Origin of the sequence: uncultured Flavobacterium sp. (assembly GCF_963975005.1) — a bacterium.
Lineage (GTDB): Bacteria > Bacteroidota > Bacteroidia > Flavobacteriales > Flavobacteriaceae > Flavobacterium.
On record NZ_CAXBFR010000018.1, the window covers coordinates 15,550 to 35,549 of the forward strand.

Here is a 20,000-nt window from a genome sequence, read left to right on the forward strand (position 1 = left end):
TTTTTTTATTAGTTAATAATTAGGCTACAACTCTTTTGATTTCTACCCAAACACCATCTACCAACATCAATTCGATATAATCAGCAGCTGTTCCTAAACTTAAAGCAGCAGTTAAAGAAATTCCTTCACCAGTTACCATTGTAACTTCTATGTCTACTAAATCAGTTCCATAGATTTTGATAGTTTTTCCTTCAACACCATTTATGATTGATGTAACTGCTAAATCTGCATCACCTGAATAAGTAAATACATTTCCTTCGTTTGCATCAATTACAGCAGTATCATAATTAACATTATTTGTAATTGGTCCAGCTGGTTCAGTTGTTCTTGAAACTTGCATAAATGTTCCATCTTCTTTTACTAATAACGTTAGTGTACCACCATTATTTAAAGCAAAATCAGAACCAATAACAATCTTAGTATTTTTTTTAACAGCTTTTGCAGATGCTAATCCTGTGTTACCTGTAATTTTAATAACCATCCCTGGAACAGCTCCTTCTATAGAAGTAATATCAGTGTTGAATGTTTTATCAACTGTCATGTTATTAAATGTCAATTTAATAATACCAGTTTCATCATCAAACAATGGAGCTGTTATAGACTTATCAAAAATAGGAGCATCATTAGACCATATCATTTGTCTTTCAAATTCCGCTGGATCACCTTCAGCTAATTTAACACCTACATATTTAAAACCAATTCCTAAACGGTAATCAGCAAATATGTTTGTATCTCTTTTATCTTGCTGAGTAACGAACTTACTTTTTTCGTTTGCGTTATAATCTAATATATCAACATTTGAAGATTTTGTAATTCCAATGAATAAAGATTTAGTTTGGTCTTTTAACGGTTGAAAAATAAAGTTTGGGTAATCAATTGGATGATTTTTTGTGTATTGCATCATTCCTTGATCAGTATTATACTGTAATTGATATTCTTTACCAGCACGCTCACGATACCAAGCTTCTAATTGTGTTGACATTTGTATCTCCATTCCTTGTTGATTTCTATCTTCTTCAGGAATAGATTCAATCATCTCACGGATATAATCAACAATATTTGCTTTAGTTGGCAATCCATATGAAACTGAGAAAGGTTTGTATTTTTCAGTTACAAATCTATGATACCACCATAAATAACGTAAACCATTTTGCGAATTTACATTTGCACCTGGATTACCATCACCTTCTGGAGACTCCACAAAAATACCATTGATTTGAGCTACTCTGTCGTCTAATTTTTGACGTTTTACTAATTCACCTAATAAATACCCAATGAAAGTAGTTTTAAATGGAGAAGAACCTTCACGGTTATAATTTCTAATCCAAGTATTTTCAATTTCTTGTAATTCATACCCTTCAAACGTTATATCAATTTTCTTTCTAAAAACTTGACGTTGTTCTGCAGCAATTTTGAATTTGTTTTTTGGAGACCATCCTTTTTTACGCCCTTGAACAATTTCAGCAGCCAAGAAAGCACCATTTGCAATTCTATCTAGAACACCTGTAGTGCGTGACCATTGTTTTGGTAAATCTTCAAAGTCGTTAAATAATGAATCTAATTGGGTAGGATTTTCACGAACAAAATGCTCTAAATCATCTTGAAGTAAAGGGATTTTAGAATCAGTCATAAAGTCTGTAGCTTTTACACCTCCGTCTCTTAAACGTGCGTTCCAAGGTCTTTTGTCAAAAGCATCCCAATCTTTACCAGACGCATGTAAATGTGTTTCTGAATGTTTCATTGATTTGTTAAATTCATTTTTAATAATCGCTTCTGGAGAATCTCCAATATCTTCAGCAATTAGTTTTTTGACCATTTCATTAGTTTTTTGTTGGTCAGCCTTAATTGCTTGAAGAGTTTCTAACATTCCTGTTTCGCCTTTTTCGTTTTTTGCAATTTTTGCAATTTCTTCAGCGGACAAATTAGATTCTTTTACTAAAGCATCAATCTCATCTTGAATTGCTTTTAAATCCATTTGTTCGTTGTCCTTCATAGCTATTAACTCATTGTTAAAGGCTTTTTTTAGATCTTCAAGTTTAACATCACCTAAGTGAGCTTTTAACTTTTCGTCTTGTTCTGCTGTAAAATCAACCACATTGTTTTCGGCATTTACCGGAATCTCCGATATGTTTAGCAAGGCCATTAGGAATGTGGCTGTTTTAGCCAAAAATTTCCATTTCATCTTTTAAAATTTTAAATTAAACATTTGATTTATATAGTGATTTCATTTCACTCAACACTAAAGCCAAATTAATGGCATCTTCTAAACTTCCCATACTGTCAGCCAATCCAATTCCGATAGCTTTATCAGTATAAAATGTTTTTCCTGTTATTACTCCAGGTTCTCTTAAATCTAAATTTGGTCTAGCTTTTTTAACCGCATTTTGAAAATTGATTGCTAAAGGAGAAAGCATTTCATCTTTAATCATATCGTATTTTCCATCCAAGGCTAACATAAAAGCTTGATTTTTTGTTTCTGATTCTTTTGGATAAATATCATGAAAAGTATATCCTAATGTTTCAAGATATTTTTGATTATCTTTAAAAGACAATACAACTCCAACAGAACCAATAGTAGCCGAAATATCATTACTAGCCATTATATGATCGCAACATGAATACATTGCATATAAGTGAGCGGAACAACATTGGTCATACAATCCGATAACTGGCTTTGTTTTCATTTTTCCAAATTCTACAAATGGAGCAATTGCCGAAACAGAACCACCTGGGCCATCAATATTTAAAACTATAGCCGCAATGTTTGGATTTTTATCAGCTGCTTTTAAAACTTTTACAATTTCATCAGCACCATAAGTACACCAATCACCATATTTTATAATTGCTCCAATCATATCTACAACTGCAATAGAACCTTTTGGAATAGCCATATTACCATCTTGGTCGGCTTTTATGCCATTGATGTTTTCGTCAAAATATGATATTAGAGATTTTACTTCATTACTTTGTGGCAATGCAATAGCTTCACCACTCATAATTTTATGAGCAATAATTCCCCAGTGTTGCAAACCATCAAAACTCATGGCCCATAGTCCGCGAGAAATTTCATTTAATAAAGGATTTACTTTCATAACTTATTTTTTACGAATTTCACGTTTTACAGTTAAAGACTGTGTGACATGGTTTTTACTTATTATTGGAAAATGTTTTTAATTTCTCTATTTATTTTCTTTTTTAAAATCATGATGTCAGCACAAACTTTTCCAAAGTCTTTATATGCTGAATCTGAAACTGAGGAAAGACTTTCTATGTTTTCAAACATGGAAGCTCTTTTTAATTGGAGTTTTAATAATTCTTGTTTCATTATTCCTTTTTTTGAATTTTCATAAATTTACTTTCTCCACATTCATCAAAAACTTTGGCTGTAAATTGTTTCTTTCCTAAAAATGTTGTTTTTAAACCTAGAAATTTCCATTCTCTACGCTCCCAATACGCAACAGCATCAGATTTATTATTAAATGTTTTTTCGGTGAATACAACCTTTAAAGAATCGTTTTTGTATTCTACAAATCCTTTATTTGTTTGGCATTTTGTACTGTCAACAAAAAGAGTTTTGGCTGGAATTTTTTTATTGATTGATTCTAATAATTTAGAAACATCAATTTCGTTTTTATCAGTATCTCTATAGTTTAAAGTTTGAGAAACTATAGATTGAATTCTATTTAATTTTATATTATTTTCCTCAAGCTTTTTATTTAGTCCTGGATTATCATATTCTAAATAATCTTTAATTTCATCTGAAGACAATGACTGAGTTGTAAATCTTAAACTATCAGCCTTTCTTAATTGAACTGCATTTTCTGATTGTCTTTTATTTTCTGCAACTTGATAGCTGTAATCTTTATAGAACCAAACAACCACAATTATTAAAAGCATAAATCCTATTTGACGAATGTTATTTAATGAGATCATACTAAGCTACTTTTAAAGTTTGTGTGCATTTTTTTAAATCAACAACTCTAATCGTATTAGGTTGAACATTTAATGTATGAATATCCATGTGTAACCAACCTTTTGTTATTGATGGATCTTCAAGTCTTCTTAACCCTAAATTGTAAAATTCCTTGATATTGTCTTTTACAATTTTGAACATTGCTTCTTCATCGCCTTTTGGGTCAATTGCTCTACCAAGTTTATGAGCTGAAAGTTTAGCTCCAATTCTACATTTAATTGAACGGAAACCACTCCATTTTGAATAATATGAAGCTTCTATTTTTTTTATTAACCACTCATTAGACTTTTCGGAATTAGCTGCATAAAAAGCCCACCAATTATTAATTCTTAATGGTTTTCCAAGTTTTTCACGCATTAAATCTGCTATTTTAAAGAGGCTATTGTCTATTTTTGAAATACCTCTATCGTTTTCTGTGAAGTATGTAAAAGGATCTACAAACTCGTCTAAATGAAAGTGTTTTGAAACTTTTATTCTTTCTACCATTATTTCTTCTTTTTTAATTTGTTGAAAATTTTATCTTCTTTAACCTTTGTTATCATTAGAAATAATATCAAAACATTGAAAATTGTTTCGATTGCATTAATATCTAAAACATTCTTTTCATCGTTATAAATAAAAGCATGTTTGAAAAATGAAACACTCATAAAAAGTGAGAAAAATGTTAATATTATATAGGCAGATTTTCTGCAAATACTACGCTCTTTTTGGTCTGTTGTTTTAATAAAAAAAGCAAAAAACAAACACCCAAAAACTATCCAATTAATTATCAGTATCATCTTTTCCATCTTTATCAATTGTTTTGGTTAATTTTCTAACCGCTGTTTTTAAAAATTCCTCTAATCCATACGCAACTATTACAGTAGCTAGAAGAGTCATTTTAATAGATAGGTTAAAATATTCCATTACAGCTGGCATTAAAAAAAATGCAACTATGACAGAACCAAGTATTTTACCTATTAGGATTGTTCGTTTAATTGATTCCTTATGCTCTGTAGAAAATAAAGCATAAAATGTCGTAGAAATTGAAGCTAAAAAAATGAATATTTGATTAACAAATTCTGAATTAAAATTATCTTTCATTATGTAGGTCTTTAATATAGCTCGAAAGTAAAGCAATATTATATCCTAGTGTGTGACATGGTTTGAAGCATAATTTAAAACCTGGTTCGAAGATTGAACCTGAAATCTTGATAAAATTTTAGTTTTTTTTTGACGGTAATAAAGACCTCTTAATGTTTCATTGTCGAAACCACAATCTAATAATTCATAATCATCAATAAATGAATTTATGGCGTCTCTAACTTCTAAGCCAGAACGAACAGAACCATTGATAAAAAAGACAAAGGAAACTCTGAACATGTCTTCTAACAAATCATTAAAATGCTTTGCTTTTTTTGTTTCTAATAACAAAGGAGATTTTACACCTTCTTGATCAATATAAAGAAGTCCGGAATATTGAAAGGTTTTCTTTTTTTCTAAGGATAGAAATAACAAAAACTGATCTTGCTTATCTCTCTTTCTTTTATAATTAATTAGTTCATACAAATATTTTGCAATAGAAGATGACGGTAAAAAACGTACATACATAACTTTTCTTCCCTCATATGAAGCTTCTATTCCGTTGAATTCTTTCATAAAGAAAGAAACTAAGTGAGGTCTAATATTTGTATGAACTAATTCTTGCATTAAGAAGGAATATTAAATTGTTTTTGAGTAATAAAAACCGCCAATTAACCGGGTAATTTTATGTGTTACATAATTTTTTATCGTTTTTAATTACCACCAAATTTATGTGATGGTGATGATGGTGTTACTATTTTATCTGAAATGATTTCTTGTTCACACATAATATCGAAATGAAATCCATCAAGATAAAATGTTATATTTAATAATGTTCTAAAGTTTCTGTTTCCAAAGCGATCAATATCAATAGCTGTTTCAAGAAAGTATTTGTTTGATAAACCAAATTTATAAGCAACAGCAACCCAATTTAAAAAGGTTAATGGTAACCAAAGAATTGTTGCGATTAAAAATAATAATAACCCCATTATTATAATTTATTTCCATTAATAAAAAGTTCATCTAACTTCTCAGAAGTAACTCCAAGCATTTGTGCCATTTGGTTCAATTCTTCACTATCTCTATCGAAAACAACAGCATACTCCCACATTGTGTAAATTAATTCTCTATCAGGATTTGGTAGAGTTTGAATTAAAGCATCAATTGATTTAATTGAAATATTATTTAAAATAAGCTGTTTTCTTAAATTTATTTGAGAAATCTCATAAGGAACAATACCGATATACTCCAATTCAATTAAATATTCTTCTCCTTGTAAAATGGTGGTTAAAACATTCCATTTATCTAATGGATAATTTGATAAATCCGCTTGAAAAACCCCATCTATTTCTATTTTGTTTACTTTTTTTTTCATTTTTTTTATTATTATAAAGATAATTTTTTATGACTAAAACTATAGATAGCTCCTCCATAAATGCCTTCAAGTACAACTCCAGGTGCAAAGGTGTCAAAAACAGCAAAATAAACACTCATGTCAATCGTTTGATTAATCGATAATGACGGTATTTGAATATTTGCAATTAATTTTGTATCAGTACTATTTCTATACAATGAGAAAATTGTTTTTAATTTTATTCCTCTATATCTGTTAGATATAGGTAATGATGCACTGTAAAAAATACTTTCAGCACTTGCTATTTTTATTTTTATCTGAAATGTGTTTTGATTAAATCCAGCGTATATATAGTTATTAATATCTTTAAAATAAAGTGCTCCTTGAAAATCGCTAGTCAAGCAAGATGAAATTATTTCTATTTCTTTTGAATCTGAATTATTAAATGTTGATAAATACCCTAATTGTGGAAAGACGTTTGCTCCACCAATTTTTTTGATAGTATTTGAAACTATTTTAATACTACCATCGCCTATTGAAGTCCAAGCGTGTACAGAATCTGAATTACCAATATCTCCATCTTCTCTGTTAAAATTATCCCACGAACTAATTAAACTAAGTTGAATGGGACTTTTTTCAAAAGGAACTTTACTTTGATTTAAACTTTTTAAACTTTTAGGCACATAAATACCACTAGAGTTTCTCTCTAGTAAATTTCCTGTAACACCGCCAGCATCGTTTATTATTGTGTTTTGTTTTAAATTTAAAGCTCCTTCATAAGCAACTGTACCACCACCTAAACCAAACTGAATATTAATGTCAGATGTTAGGTTGTCTGTTGTAATGTTTACTCCAATATCTGCTTGATTAGGATTAGAGGAAATTTTAATTGCGTTTCTAGTAAAGAATATTCGATTTCTTCTCAATAATGCGTCTGCATAACTTTTAACATCTGACATTAAATTTAAAAAACCACCTGAAATTGTTCCAGAAGAATTGCGAAATTTAACTCCAAGACTTGTGTTTTTTACAGTACTCGATATGATAGCAAAACCATCTTTGTCTAAATATATTGAAGAAACAAAATCGTTTGCTGTATCTGAGGCAGAATAAATAAAATTCTCATTCGAAAATTCTAAATAAGCGTTATTATCTGCTGAGCTCCAATAACCACCTTTATCTATAACGTTTTGAAGGTCTTGTGATTCCCAGCTACGAAAAACCTCTTCAACTTCTACATTTTTAAATCTTAAAAAAACAATTTCTTTGTCTGGAATAATTACTGATATTTCATTTTTTAGAAGAATTGGAAACTCTATTCCAGCAATATCGTTGTGTTTTAACTCAACTGGATTGCCTGTTAAGTTTTGCAAATAAATAAACTTTCCTTCATGCGGATATTCACTACCCGAGGTTAATAATGTAAAATCAAAACCCGATATTGATGTTAAACCTGGATTAGTTAATTTTATAAATGATTTTCCATTTGGTAAAAATGGAATTGAAACTAAAGCTCCCGAACCATCGAAAACATAAGTATCTGAAAAAACTTTTTTAATATATTCTCCTCCAACCATAGGAACTGTTGGAGTTCCGATCGAAGCTTCATCTACCAAGACAATTGTATAATCTAACTGATCAACTTCTTTATTCGGAACTGCTGGTGAAGTATCACTTTCTTCACCAACTATTAATTCGAAAGTATTACTGGTATTTAATACTATTCTATAAAAAACTTTCATTCCTGCAGCTGCCAAAGCAATAGGAATTCCTACTAATGATGTATTACTGTATTGTTGACCGTTAATATTCCAAACAGTATCAGGATTAGCTTTAAAAATTCCATTTTCAATTTCGAATCCTTTATCATCAATTATTTTATCAGATTCAGAAGTACTATTTAATAATAGAAAATTAATTCTATCTCTGATTTGATTAATTTGTTCGGCATTCAAATAGTATTTTAATCCGAATTGCTGAAACCAAGCTTCTAGCTCTGGAGAATTTATTTTATCTTCCCAATCTAAAGAATTGCTCATGGTGTTGTAATTAAATTTAATGGAATAAAAACTGGTAATCCAAACACATTAAAGTTTGGAGTATATCCAGATGCAAATATTGATGAACTCTCAAAAGTGAATTCAGCTAACTGATGATTTTGTTTAATTGTTCTTTTTGGTTTTGAATTCTGATTGATATCATTCCTTCCTATAACTATATCTAAACCGTTGGTTTGTTTTAGTTTAATAAATTTAGCATTCATTAATAATGCTATTCTATCAGCTCTATATGGATCAGAATTTGGAAAACGAAATACTGCTTTTTGTTTATAAGAAGTTCCTGCTTTGCTTTCAGTACTTTCTTCAGAAAAATCAATTGATGATAATGAGGCATATACTTTTTGAAAATCAGTATTTTCAAATTGTGAATTATAGAAAGGCTGCCATCCTTCAATAACAGAATGAAGAGCATCACCTTGAAAAGCTAATTCAACGCCACATAAATTTATATTAGAAAGAACTCTATCAAGCAGTTGCATAACATTTTATGTTTTCACGAAGATATAAAAAGTTTATCTATTTTGATAAAGTTTTTTGTTTAAAATAATCAAAAACGATAAGTAATTTTCTAAAAAGTTCATTAAAAAAGTGTAATTCTGTAATTTTTAGTTTTTATAGCTTGTTAGGTACTGTAAAATATAGGTTTTTTAAGTTACAACCGTTTTGTAATTTGGGAAGAAAAGAAAAATGTAAAATTGTACGGTTACTTTTAATTACATTTTTTTTGTAATTTATATTACAAAATTACATTTAAATTGTAATTAATTTTCATAGCATTTTCAACACATTCCATCGTATATTACAAAATTACAGTTTTTTATATGTTTATAAGAAAGGGGAGGGAGGAGGGGAAACATGAGGCACACATACGCGACCTTTTCGCTAGAATGGATAAAGAATATATTTGTAATGTGTAAGTGCTGGAAAAGGCTTATTTCATCTTGAAATAAAAGTAGTAGAGCCTACTATCTTCTTTTAATTTCTGAATAATGGAATCCTGGTGAATGCTTATCTGTGAAATTGAGAATTTCTTGATATCTGCATTGTATTTTAGATTGATTCCAACGGATCCAGTGGTTCTAGCATGATGTAAAAACACAAAAACCCCGCTTTTAAACGAGGTTTTATTGGAATTTTTAGGAATTTATAGGAATTCCGATAATTCCGATTGTTAATTTTTACTTTTTTTTATTCTCAATTTGACACTTAGTTCATAGCTTCCTAATCTTACAACATTGCTTTAAAAGCCTTCGTTAAAATTATGCTGAAAACTTATTTAAACTATTAATTTTACTTGTTTTGTGAACTTGTTTTTATAGTCTTCAATGTCAGTACAAGAAGTACTAATTGATTTTGGTTCATTGTTTACTTTAAAACTTATTAGAATAGAACTTTGATTGTCATCTACTATCATGTAAATCTTTGAGGCAATTGGAAAATCATTTTCTACTAAAATATCTGATGCTATTTTCTTGATTTGATTTGGTGTTAAGTCATGCATGTTATATGAAGTTCTGAGGTTTATCAATTTTTTCAAATTCTATAACCCAAACGAAAGGGTTACTATTAAGGGATTCGTTTCCGTTTATTTTTTTCCAAAGTGTTAGAAAGGATTCTTTTGGAGTACAACCAAATTCTAAACTTTCATAATTATAATAAATCTTTGTAGAAACTCCATGAACAAAATCAACTCCTTCATCAATTGCGTCAATTCGGGAAATATCATTTAACCTTTCGACTCTTACATTTGTTACTTTTAGAAAAATTCTACATGCTTCTTTTGGCATGTGAATGGATGGCCTTTTTTTACCTCTATTTAATGGCTGTTTTATAGAGCTATTTTGAATATCAGCTTTGTAAAATATTTCAACATTACAATTAATTAATAATCTTGGATTCCAATGATTATAATTACTAGCAGTATAAAATGATTCTCTAACCCAAAGGATATCACCCACGTTACCATGTCTAAATATTAGATTTCCATCTAATTCGTTGTTGCCATCATAAACTTCAAAACCTTTAACTGTCTTTTTAGAATGATGCTTATGGGTTAATTTTGGGGGATAGTTATCGAATTTTACAACTCTTCTTGTTTGTGTTTTTCTACCTTCTAAAATGGCGTTAACCATTTCGGTTGAAAATAAAATAGGGATGAATTTTTGTGTCATTTTGTGTTTTTTAAGTGATTAAAATATTAAGTTGAATACTATTGTTGCAATTACTCCAATGATGAAATACAAGAGCCTCGATACTCTTAGATCTCGCTTGTATAAGTATTGCATACTTCTAATTGAGAATTGCTCGCATATTGCGAATAACTCTCTGCCATTTGCACCAATTGATATTTGATCAATGTGCGTTACGCGTTCACCTCCTTTCTGGTTGATGATATCGCAAAGGATTTTTTTTGGTGTCATTTTTATTTATATTTTTTTAAAATTTGGACTGTTTAAAACAGTTTTTGACAAATAGTACATTCGGTAACTTCTATAGTGAGAATGGACCAATTAACTTCACCTGACTTTTTTACTTTCCTTTTTTTATGTATTCCCATTTTACATAGGAGCTTACTAAACTTGTGAAACTTCATTAACTTTAGTTTTTATTGGTTCCTCTAGTAATCCATAGAAATCATTGTTTCCGCATTCTGGACATGTTAAGTCGAATACTTTTAATTCATGACGTCTAGTTTCTTTTTCTACTTTTTCTTCATCTGTGCCTTCCCATTTGCATTTTTGATTGCAACATTGATACGCTTTAGGAGTTTCTCCTTTTCTTGAAAATTTTCTTTTTGCCATTGTGTTTTTATTTAAGTGATTATTATGCGGTTTTTTGTATTTCAATTTGTTCAAACTTTTGCTTTTTATAAGGAACGAAAATCGAACCTTCAGCAATTTTGGTTTTAATAGAATCAATATTTGTATAAGGACTTATAAAAAATGGTCCTTGAATAGCATTATATTTCATTTGTTCTAATTTAGAATCTGAATCTGAATTAACTTTAAAAGTTCCTTGATGATTCTCAGAAGACATTAGATAGTAAATTGTATTCATCGCTAGAAAATTAGCTCCTTCAAACAAATCAAATTCATCGGCAGTTCTTATATACATTTTGAATATCAATTCTGCATTAGTATCATCAGCTATTAATTTGTATATCAAATTACTTGCTACTAATACTTCAACTTCTTTTTTATAATATTTTTTGTTTCTTGTTACTTCATAAGAATCTAAATGTGTATTTACATTCTGAAGCTTATAGGTTCCGTAAAAATTAAGTGTTCCAATGTTCTTTATGAAAAACAAAGTGTTTTCAGTAAATTGTCCTGTGTGCGAAATAATATCAGATTTCACGCATTTTTGTAATCTTCCTGGTATTGTAAAAAACTTTGTTTCCATGGTTCTTAATTTTGAAGTTTATCTAATATTATATTTGAAAGTCTGTGTAAAAAATCACTTCTTTTCATAAAATTATTATCTATATCCCAGAAGAAAGCAGCACATACAACTTCAAATTCTTCTATGTTTTTACAGTTCATGAATATTTCAATTATTTCTAGTTTAGTGTACATATTCCGTTTTTTAATATGGTATATCGTCTTTTGGTACTTCTGTTATTTGACTTTCAACTTTTGCAATTTGCTCAGATTTAGTGGTGTCTATGTAGAATACTTCTTCTGATTTATTGTTGATTGTTTTAATAATTCTATTTCCAGAATTGTGTAATTCTTTTGGGTTAAAAACCCATCCTTCATTCCATTTACATAAGGCCATTAAGGCTTTTTTAAATTTATTTTGAGTCCATTTGGTTTGCTTTGTAGCTTTTAAAAACTCTTCGAAGGCAAATTCTTTCATCACAAATTCATTCAAATACTTAAGCTTTCCGTTTTCATCTGTATTGTTAAAGAAAGCCTCAGCCCAACCTTGAAAAGCATCTCCCATTTCAACTTGTAATGTTCTTTTGGTAACATTATCCATTGGAGGATTTATCTTTTCTTCTATGCTTAAAAAAAACTTAACCGCTTGACCGCAAAAATTATAGTACATGTTATAATCATCCCAACTAAAATCAGTGAACAAATTTTTTCCATTAAAATCATCTGATACTTTTCGAATTTGCTTGTATTCATCATCATCATTTGAATGGTAATAATCTGAAAAAACACTTATCAATAATCTACGAGCTGTTGATGGATCAACATTTCTAAGAGCAAAGTTTGATGTAAAACAAAATTTTGGAGATTTAGCAAAGTCAATTTCGAATGGTGAACCATTTTTAGGATTAACTTTTAATGATCCCGTAATTTCAGAGAAGAAGAAATCAAAATTTAAATACTGTGTTGCATCATCGATTAAAATGTAGTCAGTATCTTCAGTTACTTCATGATAGATAAAATCATTTTGAGTTAGTTTTGGGTCACGACCTTTTAAATAAACCCTTCTTTTATTGATTTTATTTAGAAAACTATAACACAAACTTTTACCAGTTCCACCATGACTTTCTCCTAAATCAGAGACTTTATTATCCATTGCAAAAACAGCCCAAGGTTTATTGTAATTTTTATACTTGTGTAGCATATAACCAATGCTGTAAATTTTATTGATCAAATGAAGCTTTTGCTCATGTACTTCATCATCTGAAAGGTTTTTACCGGCAATATTGAAATGATTAGTTTCAAAATAAGCATCCATTTCTTTTTGTGGTCTTCCTTCAAATGAATCCTCCAAGTCTTTTTTCCAATGCACTCTTGAAGTATTTATTAAATAATTCAAGAACATATTTTCTTTGTTCATGATATCAATGTCCCAATTTCCAGATTCGTCTTTTTTGATTTTGAAATGATCTTCTTCTAATTTTACTTCAAAATCTAAAACTTTATCTTCCCATACATATTTATCAACTTCACCTTGTTTAAATTCTTTAATTTCAGTTCCGGTAATCTGCCAAACCTTTCTATTAAAGAACCAAAACTGATTTTCTCTGTCTGCATCAGAAAAATTAATATGTAATGCTGGCAATTTTGATAAACTCTTTTCTCCTAACTGTGGTGATTTATATACATAATCTCTCAATTCAGTTGCCATTCCTCTATCTTCAAGGAATTTATGTACAAAATTTTCAATCATGTAAGGCTCTAGAATTCTTACTATTGAACCTTCTTTTTTTATGTATATGTAACCATCTTTAAAATTTTCAGCTTCGTATCTTCCAAAGCCTAGTTTTGAGAGGAAATGATACAATTTAGTATTTGATAAATTGTAAGTGGTTTTTTTTGTACTTGGGTTAAAATGTTCAGTCCAAAATTGTAAAGGCAAAGAGTTCGCAACAAGCTTATTAAAACCATTGATGAATGATTTATTTGAAGCTTGATAAAATGTTTGAACATAGTCTTTAAAATCTTTTTTTGGATTTCCTTTTCTGTCCTTTAGCTGCTTTAATTTTTCTGGAAGCCATAATAATTTTACATCTAGAAATTTTAAACCTACTTCAATACCTTGCTTTACTCCAGTGTGGTCTAAATCTGCGATATATATAATTTCCTTTGCTTTTGTTTTAAGAACTTTATAATCTTCCCATTCTAAATGTTCTGATTCAGAGTTAAACCAAATAGGATATTCTTCAAAAGAACGTAGATTTAAAGCATCAGAACCACCTGATACTATGAAAACTCTATCTAATCTAGGATCAAACTTTTCTTTTTTCTTTGTGTTTCCCCCTTCAGTTTCATCTGTAATTGAATATTCGTAATCCTCTTCTTCAATTTTTTTCTTTTTTTTCTGGAATTCTTTATCAACAGCTTCTAAACCCCAAACATGTCTTTTTGGTTTATCACCAGCATAACGAAAACGAAATTGCTTTTCAAAAGAATTTGGTTGGTAAATTTTTTGCCAGTGCCCAAAGTCAAAAACAAATATTGGATAATCTTCAGTTGCAGTAGTAACTATTGCTTCATTTTCTTTGCAGAAAGTAAAGGAAGAACATGATTTTAAATTATAATCCGTACAATGATCTTCATTAACTCTTGGTCCTAATAATTGTAAATGATCTTTTGAAATAGTTTCGTGATATTCAAAAGAATAATCTCCTTTTGATTCATCTTTTTTGAGTGGTCTTTTGGTAATAGTAGGAGTATAGATAACTTGTTTAGCCCCTTCAACATGATATCTTGCGCCAAGAATAGAACAAGCTTCACCATATGTTTTGCCTTCTTCTACCATACAAACTTGAATACCATTTCTAGGAACTGCATCACCACCAAAGTCAGTTACTAGCCAAATACCTTCAGGTAGTTTTTTTAATGATGCAGACGCTGTTTTTTCTGATGTTCGTAATTTAAAAGTTTTAGCAGCTTTATGAACTACTTTTGCAGCATCTGGATAATAATCTAGTATGATTTGTAAACCACCATCAGTCGCATTAAATATATCTTGGTCTTTAACGTAGCTCATTGTTATTTTACTTGTTCAGGGTTTGTAACTTCGATTTCTTTAGCTATATCTAATTGCAACTTCTCTAAATGAGATTGCATTTGGTTTAATATTTTTACATTCTTTTCTTCACTAAATAATTCAGAAGATTTAAACTGATTTATTCTAGCTTCTTGAGCATTTATTTGCGATTGGATATCTTTTATTTTGCACATAGTTTTTGTTTTAAAAACTCCTTCCGAAAAAGGAGTTTGTTGTTTTATAAAAATTTGTGTAAGCACACAAACCATAAGGGTAAGAACGTATATCTAGCAATGCTAAATGAGGTTAAGTAAAAAGCAAATGTTTGCTATTCCTTGTTTTGTTTGTACTCCAACCGTATCGTGGATATATTTTTTTGCTTTGTGAAATGAACCTAAAGGAAGTTTCATTTCTTCTGCTATTACTTCATTAGTCATTTCAGAGCATGATAACTGCATTAGCTTAACATCTGTTTTTGTTAAACGAACTTCATTAATCATTGGTAACTTGCAAAGGATTCCTTCGTGCGGACATTTACCATGATTAGGACATGGCCAGTATTCTCCATCTTGTACTTCACCATCTTTTATATCTGCATTGAAATCTAAACCCCCAAATCTGCATGTTGCAAATTGTTCAATTCTTTTCATATCAGAAGTAGGGTGCATTGCATGTAATGATATTTGAACATCAATACTTTTTCCAATTTCCTCTTTTAAGATTTCAATTGTTGTAAAAGGTAGTTCTGTGAATGTTTTAATCTTTCCGTTTTGAATTGCTTTTAATTCATCTTTTTCTAAAAAAAATTCAGTTGATGAATCTGTCATACCAGGGTATGTTTTTACGTGTGTCATTTTAAGTGATTTAGGATTTAATTAATTCTTTTAAGCTTTCAATATTTTTTTTATTATCTAATGCTACCTCGACTAGCGCTTTGATAATTAATATTTGTTTTTCAAAACCATCATATTTGTTTTTTACATTACGTATAGTTCTATCAGATGGGGAAAATCTAGTATCGTATGATTTTAGTTTTTCACATACAGAACATGTATAGTTAGATGGTAAAAATTCATCAATTATTTTGAATGAATCTTCAATATGTGAATGCATATTGTTTTGTTTTGTTTTTTCTACTACATTTGACATAAATTATACATATTTGAGTAATTATGTAGCAAATATATACAAATGTTTATCAAATTTGATAAACTTATAAGATAATGTTTATCAAATTTGATTAGTTTATATTAATTCTAAATTATATATATATGACTTTTAATGAGAAAGTTGAGGAGTTTTTTGATAAAAAAGGCTTGTCAAATAGGGAAGTTGCTAGAATGATGGATTATCCAGAACAATTAATTTCTAGACATATGCATTCGGAAAAGTTATCAATTACATGGATTCAAAAATTATTGGATGCTTTTCCAGAAATTGATATGAACTATTTATTAAAAGATGAAAATCTTTTAAATAAACCAAGAGAAGAATATAAAAAAAGAAGTACTGTTATTATTGATGAAATTGAAGAGCGTTTAGTCGAATTAAAAACTCTGGTGACACGATAATAACACGAACTAACTATAATTAACTGTTAATCAGTGTGCAATTGATTTCTGGCGCGATCACAAAAAAAGCCTTGCATTTGCAAGGCTTTTTTGTTTTATATAATTTTATGAATTTAAAAAACAATCAAATTAATATCTCTATATTCAATATTAAACCAATCTGCAATAGATTTGTTGGTTAATAAACCATGATAGAAATAAACTCCATTTTTTAATCCTCTGTTACATCTAATCGCACTTTCTAAGCCACCATCTTCTGCAATTTGTAATAGGAATGGAGTTATGATGTTGCTTATTGATAATGAAGCTGTTTTTGAATATCTAGAAGGAATATTTGGAACACAATAATGAATTACGTTATTCTTGATGAAAGTTGGTTTTTCATGGGTAGTAACTTCTGAGGTTTCAAAACTCCCACCTGAATCGATACTCACATCAACGATTACAGCACCTCTTTTCATGTTTTCTACCATAGCCTCAGTAACAACAATTGGTGTTCTGTTTTTTCCTCTCATAGCACCAATTGCAACATCACATCTGCGTAAAGCTTTAATTAGTGATTTGTCTTGTATAGTTGAAGTAAATATACGCTGATTTAATAAGTTTTGAAGTCTTCTTAATTTAGTAATAGAATTATCAAACACTTTTACATTTGCACCAAGACCAATTGCTGTTCTTGCTGCAAATTCAGCCACAGTTCCAGCTCCAAGAATTACCACTTCAGTAGGTGGAACTCCTGTAATATTTCCTAATAAAAGTCCTTTGCCAATATTTTCATTAATCATTAATTCAGCTGCAATTAATATTGAAGCAGTTCCAGCAATTTCAGAAAGTGATTTTACAGCTGGATATGAGCCATCTTCATCTTTTATGAATTCATAAGCTAATGCTGTAATTCTTTTATGTGCTAAAGCTTCGAAATAGGCTTTCTTTTGAGTTTTTAATTGGATAGCAGAAAGAACAATTGTTTGTGGATTTATTAAATCAATTTCATCAATTGTTGGTGGCTCAACTTTAAGAATCATGGGACAACTGAATACTTTTTTTGTATCATTTGTTACTTCAGCACCAGCTTTACTGTAATCTAAATCAGTAAAACTTGAACTTTCCCCAGCTCCAGATTCAATCATAACTCTATGACCCTGATCGACTAATGAACTTACAGCATCAGGTGTTAAACAAATTCTACGTTCTTGGTAAGAGATTTCTTTTGGTAAACCAATAAATAATTCACTTTTATGTCTTGCAATTTCAAGCTTTTCTTCTTGAGGCATTAGTTGCATTTTAGAAAAAGGGGAAAAAGATGCCATAGTTTTTAGTTAAGTTGTGCCAAGTTACTTATTTTTTTCAATAATTAAAAAAAATGTTTTTGAATAAAAAAAAGAGGTTTAGTTAATTAAAATTAATTGGCGTTTACCATTTTCAATTTCTTTCATAATAATTTTTGCGTGATCAATTGGAATAAGGTTTGGTGTTTTTTCCGGCCATTCAATAAAACACCAATTTCCTGAATAAAAATATTCGTCTAAACCCATATCATATCCTTCAATTTCATTGTTTAATCGATATAAATCAAAATGATAAATAGGTTCTAATGTTGTAGTTCGATATTCATTAACTATTGAGAAAGTTGGACTACTGCTATTATCGGACACATCTAATTCTTTAACTAAAGCTTTTATTAAAGTTGTTTTACCAATTCCCATTAATGCATCAAAAGTTATGACTTTCTTTAAATTTGGTGTTGAAAGTATTTTTTGGGCAACTTGCTGTATTTCATCTAATGAAAAAGTAATTTCCATTCAAATTTTATTTATAATCAATTAAAAAATCAATTTCTTGGTTCAAATATCAAAAAAGGAATAATCATTTCTTCTAAAGAAATTCCTCCGTGTTGGTATGTATTTCGATAATAACTGACATAATGGTTATAGTTGTTTACATAAGCCAAAAATAAGTCATTCTTAGCAAAAATATATGAACTACTCATGTTAATTGTTGGTAAGCCCACTTTTTTAGGATCTTTTATGGCATAAACATCTTTATCTTCATAAGTTAGACTTCTACCTGTTTTATAACGAAGGTTTAAACTAGTATTTTTATCACCAATTACTTTTGAAGGGTTTTTGCAGTTAATTGTCCCATGATCTGTAGTTAGAATTAATTTAAATCCCATTTGTTGAGCTTGTTGAATCATATCTAACAAGGGAGAATTTTTAAACCAACTCAATGTAAGTGAACGGTAAGCCTTGTCATTAGAAGCTAATTCTTTAACAACATCCATTTCTGTTTTTGAATGAGAAAGCATGTCAACAAAATTATAAACTATAGTAGTTAAATCATTGTCTTTTAAACCTTTGAAGTTTTCTGCTAATTTTTTTCCGTCTCTAAAATTTGTAATTTTATAGTATTCTTGTTTGATATTTAATCCCAAACGTTTTAATTGTTCTGATAAAAAATCAGCTTCATGCATATTTTTTCCACCTTCATCAACATCATTTTTCCAATATTGAGGAAATTTTTTCTCCATATCCAAAGGTGTCAAACCGCTAAAGATTGCATTACGAGCGTATTGAGTAGCAGTAGGTAAAATAGAGTAGTAGCTGACTTCTTTCTCTATTTTATAATGATTATTTACGATGCTTTCAAATGCTTTCCATTGATCATAACGTAAATTATCAATTACAATAAACAGTATTGGCTTCTCTTTTTTTCTGATTTCTGGTGCAACTAATTCACCAAAGATTTCATGTGATAAATAGGGTTTGTCTTTGGTATTTGTAAACCAATCTTCATAATTACGTTCAATAAATTTACCAAATTGCATGTTAGCTTCTGATTTTTGACTTTCCAATATCTCAATCATACTTTGTGATTCAATATTCTCTAGTTCTAGTTCCCAAAAGACTAAACGTTTATACATTTCTACCCAATCTTCGAAAGAATTGACTGAAGCCATATCCATTGCTATTTTTCTGAATTCTTTCTGATAATCTAAAGTTGTTTTGTCTGAAACTAATCGGGAATGGTCTAAATTCTTTTTTAAACTCAATAAAATCTGATTTGGATTAACGGGTTTAATTAAATAATCAGCAATTTTAGACCCTATGGCTTCTTCCATAATGTATTCTTCTTCGCTCTTCGTAATCATAATCATAGGAACAGAAGATTTTTTCTCTTTCATTTCAGAAAGCGTTTCCAAGCCACTTAAACCAGGCATGTTTTCATCCAAAAAAACTATATCAAAGTTAGATTCTTCAAATAAATCTATGGCATCTTGCCCGTTATTACAAGTTGTAACATCGTAGTTTTTCTTTTCTAAGAATAATATATGTGGTTTTAATAAATCAATTTCATCATCAACCCAAAGGATTTTTATTTTGTTCATGTTTTTGTTTTCTAAATAGAATATTAAATATGTACTTAAACCTGATTGCAAGTTACTATTTAATGAACGTTGAATTTATTAAAGTTAGTATAAAATTTTTAAAATTATAGTAATAAAATAAAACTAAATTTAAAATCTT

At 29.3% G+C, this 20,000-nt stretch carries 24 protein-coding genes; 1 reads left to right on the plus strand and 23 read right to left on the minus strand.

Features of this window, described 5'->3' with window-relative positions; all coding sequences use genetic code 11:
• Window positions 1-19: 19 nt before the first annotated feature.
• The 20 genes from AACZ53_RS03810 to AACZ53_RS03905 form a co-directional block, all read right to left on the minus strand.
• The gene (locus AACZ53_RS03810; RefSeq protein ID WP_339834934.1) at window positions 20-2,182 is read right to left on the minus strand and encodes a hypothetical protein; all 2,163 of its coding nucleotides are present in this window, start codon (window positions 2,180-2,182) and stop codon (window positions 20-22) included.
• Between the two features lie 16 nt (window positions 2,183-2,198).
• Complete coding sequence (locus AACZ53_RS03815) at window positions 2,199-3,092, minus strand: S49 family peptidase (RefSeq protein ID WP_339834936.1); 894 nt, start codon at window positions 3,090-3,092, stop codon at window positions 2,199-2,201.
• A gap of 62 nt (window positions 3,093-3,154) precedes the next feature.
• Entirely contained in the window at window positions 3,155-3,325 is a 171-nt protein-coding gene (locus AACZ53_RS03820) for a hypothetical protein (RefSeq protein ID WP_339834938.1), read from the minus strand.
• Window positions 3,325-3,933 carry a hypothetical protein gene (locus AACZ53_RS03825; RefSeq protein WP_339834939.1) on the minus strand — a complete coding sequence of 203 codons (609 nt, stop codon included), beginning with the start codon at window positions 3,931-3,933 and terminating at the stop codon, window positions 3,325-3,327. The genes AACZ53_RS03820 and AACZ53_RS03825 overlap by 1 nt, the downstream gene beginning before the upstream one ends.
• A 1-nt stretch (window position 3,934) precedes the next feature.
• A complete protein-coding gene (locus tag AACZ53_RS03830) occupies window positions 3,935-4,459 on the minus strand; it encodes a hypothetical protein (RefSeq protein WP_339834940.1) in 525 nt (174 codons plus the stop codon).
• 276 nt (window positions 4,460-4,735) lie between these two features.
• The gene (locus AACZ53_RS03835) at window positions 4,736-5,056 is read right to left on the minus strand and encodes a hypothetical protein (protein WP_339834941.1); all 321 of its coding nucleotides are present in this window, start codon (window positions 5,054-5,056) and stop codon (window positions 4,736-4,738) included.
• Between the two features lie 45 nt (window positions 5,057-5,101).
• Window positions 5,102-5,662, minus strand: coding sequence for a hypothetical protein (locus tag AACZ53_RS03840; protein WP_339834942.1), 561 nt, complete (start codon window positions 5,660-5,662; stop codon window positions 5,102-5,104).
• 86 nt (window positions 5,663-5,748) lie between these two features.
• Window positions 5,749-6,024 carry a hypothetical protein gene (locus AACZ53_RS03845; protein ID WP_339834943.1) on the minus strand — a complete coding sequence of 92 codons (276 nt, stop codon included), beginning with the start codon at window positions 6,022-6,024 and terminating at the stop codon, window positions 5,749-5,751.
• A gap of 2 nt (window positions 6,025-6,026) precedes the next feature.
• On the minus strand, window positions 6,027-6,410 hold the full coding sequence (locus AACZ53_RS03850) for a hypothetical protein (protein WP_339834945.1): 384 nt from the start codon (window positions 6,408-6,410) through the stop codon (window positions 6,027-6,029).
• Between the two features lie 11 nt (window positions 6,411-6,421).
• A complete protein-coding gene (locus AACZ53_RS03855; RefSeq protein WP_339834947.1) occupies window positions 6,422-8,428 on the minus strand; it encodes a hypothetical protein in 2,007 nt (668 codons plus the stop codon).
• Window positions 8,425-8,928 (minus strand): hypothetical protein, encoded by a 504-nt coding sequence (locus AACZ53_RS03860; protein WP_339834948.1) that lies wholly within the window; start codon window positions 8,926-8,928, stop codon window positions 8,425-8,427. Before AACZ53_RS03860 ends, AACZ53_RS03855 begins: the two co-directional genes overlap by 4 nt.
• A gap of 797 nt (window positions 8,929-9,725) precedes the next feature.
• Window positions 9,726-9,950, minus strand: coding sequence for a hypothetical protein (locus tag AACZ53_RS03865; RefSeq protein WP_339834949.1), 225 nt, complete (start codon window positions 9,948-9,950; stop codon window positions 9,726-9,728).
• A 1-nt stretch (window position 9,951) separates the two neighbouring features.
• Entirely contained in the window at window positions 9,952-10,620 is a 669-nt protein-coding gene (locus AACZ53_RS03870) for a hypothetical protein (RefSeq protein WP_339834950.1), read from the minus strand.
• Between the two features lie 402 nt (window positions 10,621-11,022).
• A complete protein-coding gene (locus AACZ53_RS03875; protein ID WP_339834951.1) occupies window positions 11,023-11,250 on the minus strand; it encodes a hypothetical protein in 228 nt (75 codons plus the stop codon).
• A gap of 22 nt (window positions 11,251-11,272) precedes the next feature.
• On the minus strand, window positions 11,273-11,851 hold the full coding sequence (locus tag AACZ53_RS03880; protein ID WP_339834952.1) for a hypothetical protein: 579 nt from the start codon (window positions 11,849-11,851) through the stop codon (window positions 11,273-11,275).
• Window positions 11,852-11,856: 5 nt separating this feature from the next.
• A complete protein-coding gene (locus AACZ53_RS03885) occupies window positions 11,857-12,024 on the minus strand; it encodes a hypothetical protein (protein WP_339834953.1) in 168 nt (55 codons plus the stop codon).
• A 10-nt stretch (window positions 12,025-12,034) separates the two neighbouring features.
• Window positions 12,035-14,902 carry a hypothetical protein gene (locus AACZ53_RS03890; RefSeq protein WP_339834954.1) on the minus strand — a complete coding sequence of 956 codons (2,868 nt, stop codon included), beginning with the start codon at window positions 14,900-14,902 and terminating at the stop codon, window positions 12,035-12,037.
• Between the two features lie 2 nt (window positions 14,903-14,904).
• A complete protein-coding gene (locus AACZ53_RS03895) occupies window positions 14,905-15,096 on the minus strand; it encodes a hypothetical protein (RefSeq protein WP_339834955.1) in 192 nt (63 codons plus the stop codon).
• Window positions 15,097-15,198: 102 nt separating this feature from the next.
• Window positions 15,199-15,756 (minus strand): hypothetical protein, encoded by a 558-nt coding sequence (locus tag AACZ53_RS03900; RefSeq protein ID WP_339834956.1) that lies wholly within the window; start codon window positions 15,754-15,756, stop codon window positions 15,199-15,201.
• A gap of 10 nt (window positions 15,757-15,766) precedes the next feature.
• Window positions 15,767-16,051 carry a hypothetical protein gene (locus AACZ53_RS03905; protein WP_339834957.1) on the minus strand — a complete coding sequence of 95 codons (285 nt, stop codon included), beginning with the start codon at window positions 16,049-16,051 and terminating at the stop codon, window positions 15,767-15,769.
• A 122-nt stretch (window positions 16,052-16,173) separates the two neighbouring features.
• On the opposite strand from AACZ53_RS03905, the gene AACZ53_RS03910 reads away from it, so the two are divergent.
• Window positions 16,174-16,473, plus strand: coding sequence for a hypothetical protein (locus AACZ53_RS03910; protein ID WP_339834958.1), 300 nt, complete (start codon window positions 16,174-16,176; stop codon window positions 16,471-16,473).
• A gap of 113 nt (window positions 16,474-16,586) precedes the next feature.
• Here AACZ53_RS03910 and AACZ53_RS03915 read toward each other — a convergent pair whose 3' ends face one another.
• The 3 genes from AACZ53_RS03915 to AACZ53_RS03925 all read right to left on the minus strand — a co-directional run bounded on the left by AACZ53_RS03915 (window position 16,587) and on the right by AACZ53_RS03925 (window position 19,861).
• Window positions 16,587-17,783 carry an alanine dehydrogenase gene (locus AACZ53_RS03915; RefSeq protein WP_339834959.1) on the minus strand — a complete coding sequence of 399 codons (1,197 nt, stop codon included), beginning with the start codon at window positions 17,781-17,783 and terminating at the stop codon, window positions 16,587-16,589.
• A gap of 78 nt (window positions 17,784-17,861) precedes the next feature.
• Window positions 17,862-18,275, minus strand: a complete 414-nt coding sequence (gene tsaE, locus AACZ53_RS03920; protein WP_339834960.1) for a tRNA (adenosine(37)-N6)-threonylcarbamoyltransferase complex ATPase subunit type 1 TsaE — start codon at window positions 18,273-18,275, stop codon at window positions 17,862-17,864.
• Window positions 18,276-18,304: 29 nt separating this feature from the next.
• On the minus strand, window positions 18,305-19,861 hold the full coding sequence (locus tag AACZ53_RS03925) for a PglZ domain-containing protein (protein ID WP_339834962.1): 1,557 nt from the start codon (window positions 19,859-19,861) through the stop codon (window positions 18,305-18,307).
• Window positions 19,862-20,000: the final 139 nt, after the last annotated feature.

Coding starts and splice junctions, on each gene's coding strand:
- AACZ53_RS03925 (WP_339834962.1), bottom strand. CDS start 19,861: ATGAACAAAATAAAAATCCTTTGGGTTGATGATGAAATTGATTTATTA.
- AACZ53_RS03885 (WP_339834953.1), bottom strand. CDS start 12,024: ATGTACACTAAACTAGAAATAATTGAAATATTCATGAACTGTAAAAAC.
- AACZ53_RS03810 (WP_339834934.1), bottom strand. CDS start 2,182: ATGAAATGGAAATTTTTGGCTAAAACAGCCACATTCCTAATGGCCTTG.
- AACZ53_RS03895 (WP_339834955.1), bottom strand. CDS start 15,096: ATGTGCAAAATAAAAGATATCCAATCGCAAATAAATGCTCAAGAAGCT.
- AACZ53_RS03890 (WP_339834954.1), bottom strand. CDS start 14,902: ATGAGCTACGTTAAAGACCAAGATATATTTAATGCGACTGATGGTGGT.
- AACZ53_RS03835 (WP_339834941.1), bottom strand. CDS start 5,056: ATGAAAGATAATTTTAATTCAGAATTTGTTAATCAAATATTCATTTTT.
- AACZ53_RS03915 (WP_339834959.1), bottom strand. CDS start 17,783: ATGGCATCTTTTTCCCCTTTTTCTAAAATGCAACTAATGCCTCAAGAA.
- AACZ53_RS03905 (WP_339834957.1), bottom strand. CDS start 16,051: ATGTCAAATGTAGTAGAAAAAACAAAACAAAACAATATGCATTCACAT.
- AACZ53_RS03875 (WP_339834951.1), bottom strand. CDS start 11,250: ATGGCAAAAAGAAAATTTTCAAGAAAAGGAGAAACTCCTAAAGCGTAT.
- AACZ53_RS03830 (WP_339834940.1), bottom strand. CDS start 4,459: ATGGTAGAAAGAATAAAAGTTTCAAAACACTTTCATTTAGACGAGTTT.
- AACZ53_RS03865 (WP_339834949.1), bottom strand. CDS start 9,950: ATGCATGACTTAACACCAAATCAAATCAAGAAAATAGCATCAGATATT.
- AACZ53_RS03870 (WP_339834950.1), bottom strand. CDS start 10,620: ATGACACAAAAATTCATCCCTATTTTATTTTCAACCGAAATGGTTAAC.
- AACZ53_RS03825 (WP_339834939.1), bottom strand. CDS start 3,933: ATGATCTCATTAAATAACATTCGTCAAATAGGATTTATGCTTTTAATA.
- AACZ53_RS03820 (WP_339834938.1), bottom strand. CDS start 3,325: ATGAAACAAGAATTATTAAAACTCCAATTAAAAAGAGCTTCCATGTTT.
- AACZ53_RS03880 (WP_339834952.1), bottom strand. CDS start 11,851: ATGGAAACAAAGTTTTTTACAATACCAGGAAGATTACAAAAATGCGTG.
- AACZ53_RS03850 (WP_339834945.1), bottom strand. CDS start 6,410: ATGAAAAAAAAAGTAAACAAAATAGAAATAGATGGGGTTTTTCAAGCG.
- AACZ53_RS03910 (WP_339834958.1), top strand. CDS start 16,174: ATGACTTTTAATGAGAAAGTTGAGGAGTTTTTTGATAAAAAAGGCTTG.
- AACZ53_RS03845 (WP_339834943.1), bottom strand. CDS start 6,024: ATGGGGTTATTATTATTTTTAATCGCAACAATTCTTTGGTTACCATTA.
- AACZ53_RS03855 (WP_339834947.1), bottom strand. CDS start 8,428: ATGAGCAATTCTTTAGATTGGGAAGATAAAATAAATTCTCCAGAGCTA.
- AACZ53_RS03815 (WP_339834936.1), bottom strand. CDS start 3,092: ATGAAAGTAAATCCTTTATTAAATGAAATTTCTCGCGGACTATGGGCC.
- AACZ53_RS03860 (WP_339834948.1), bottom strand. CDS start 8,928: ATGCAACTGCTTGATAGAGTTCTTTCTAATATAAATTTATGTGGCGTT.
- AACZ53_RS03900 (WP_339834956.1), bottom strand. CDS start 15,756: ATGACACACGTAAAAACATACCCTGGTATGACAGATTCATCAACTGAA.
- tsaE (WP_339834960.1), bottom strand. CDS start 18,275: ATGGAAATTACTTTTTCATTAGATGAAATACAGCAAGTTGCCCAAAAA.
- AACZ53_RS03840 (WP_339834942.1), bottom strand. CDS start 5,662: ATGCAAGAATTAGTTCATACAAATATTAGACCTCACTTAGTTTCTTTC.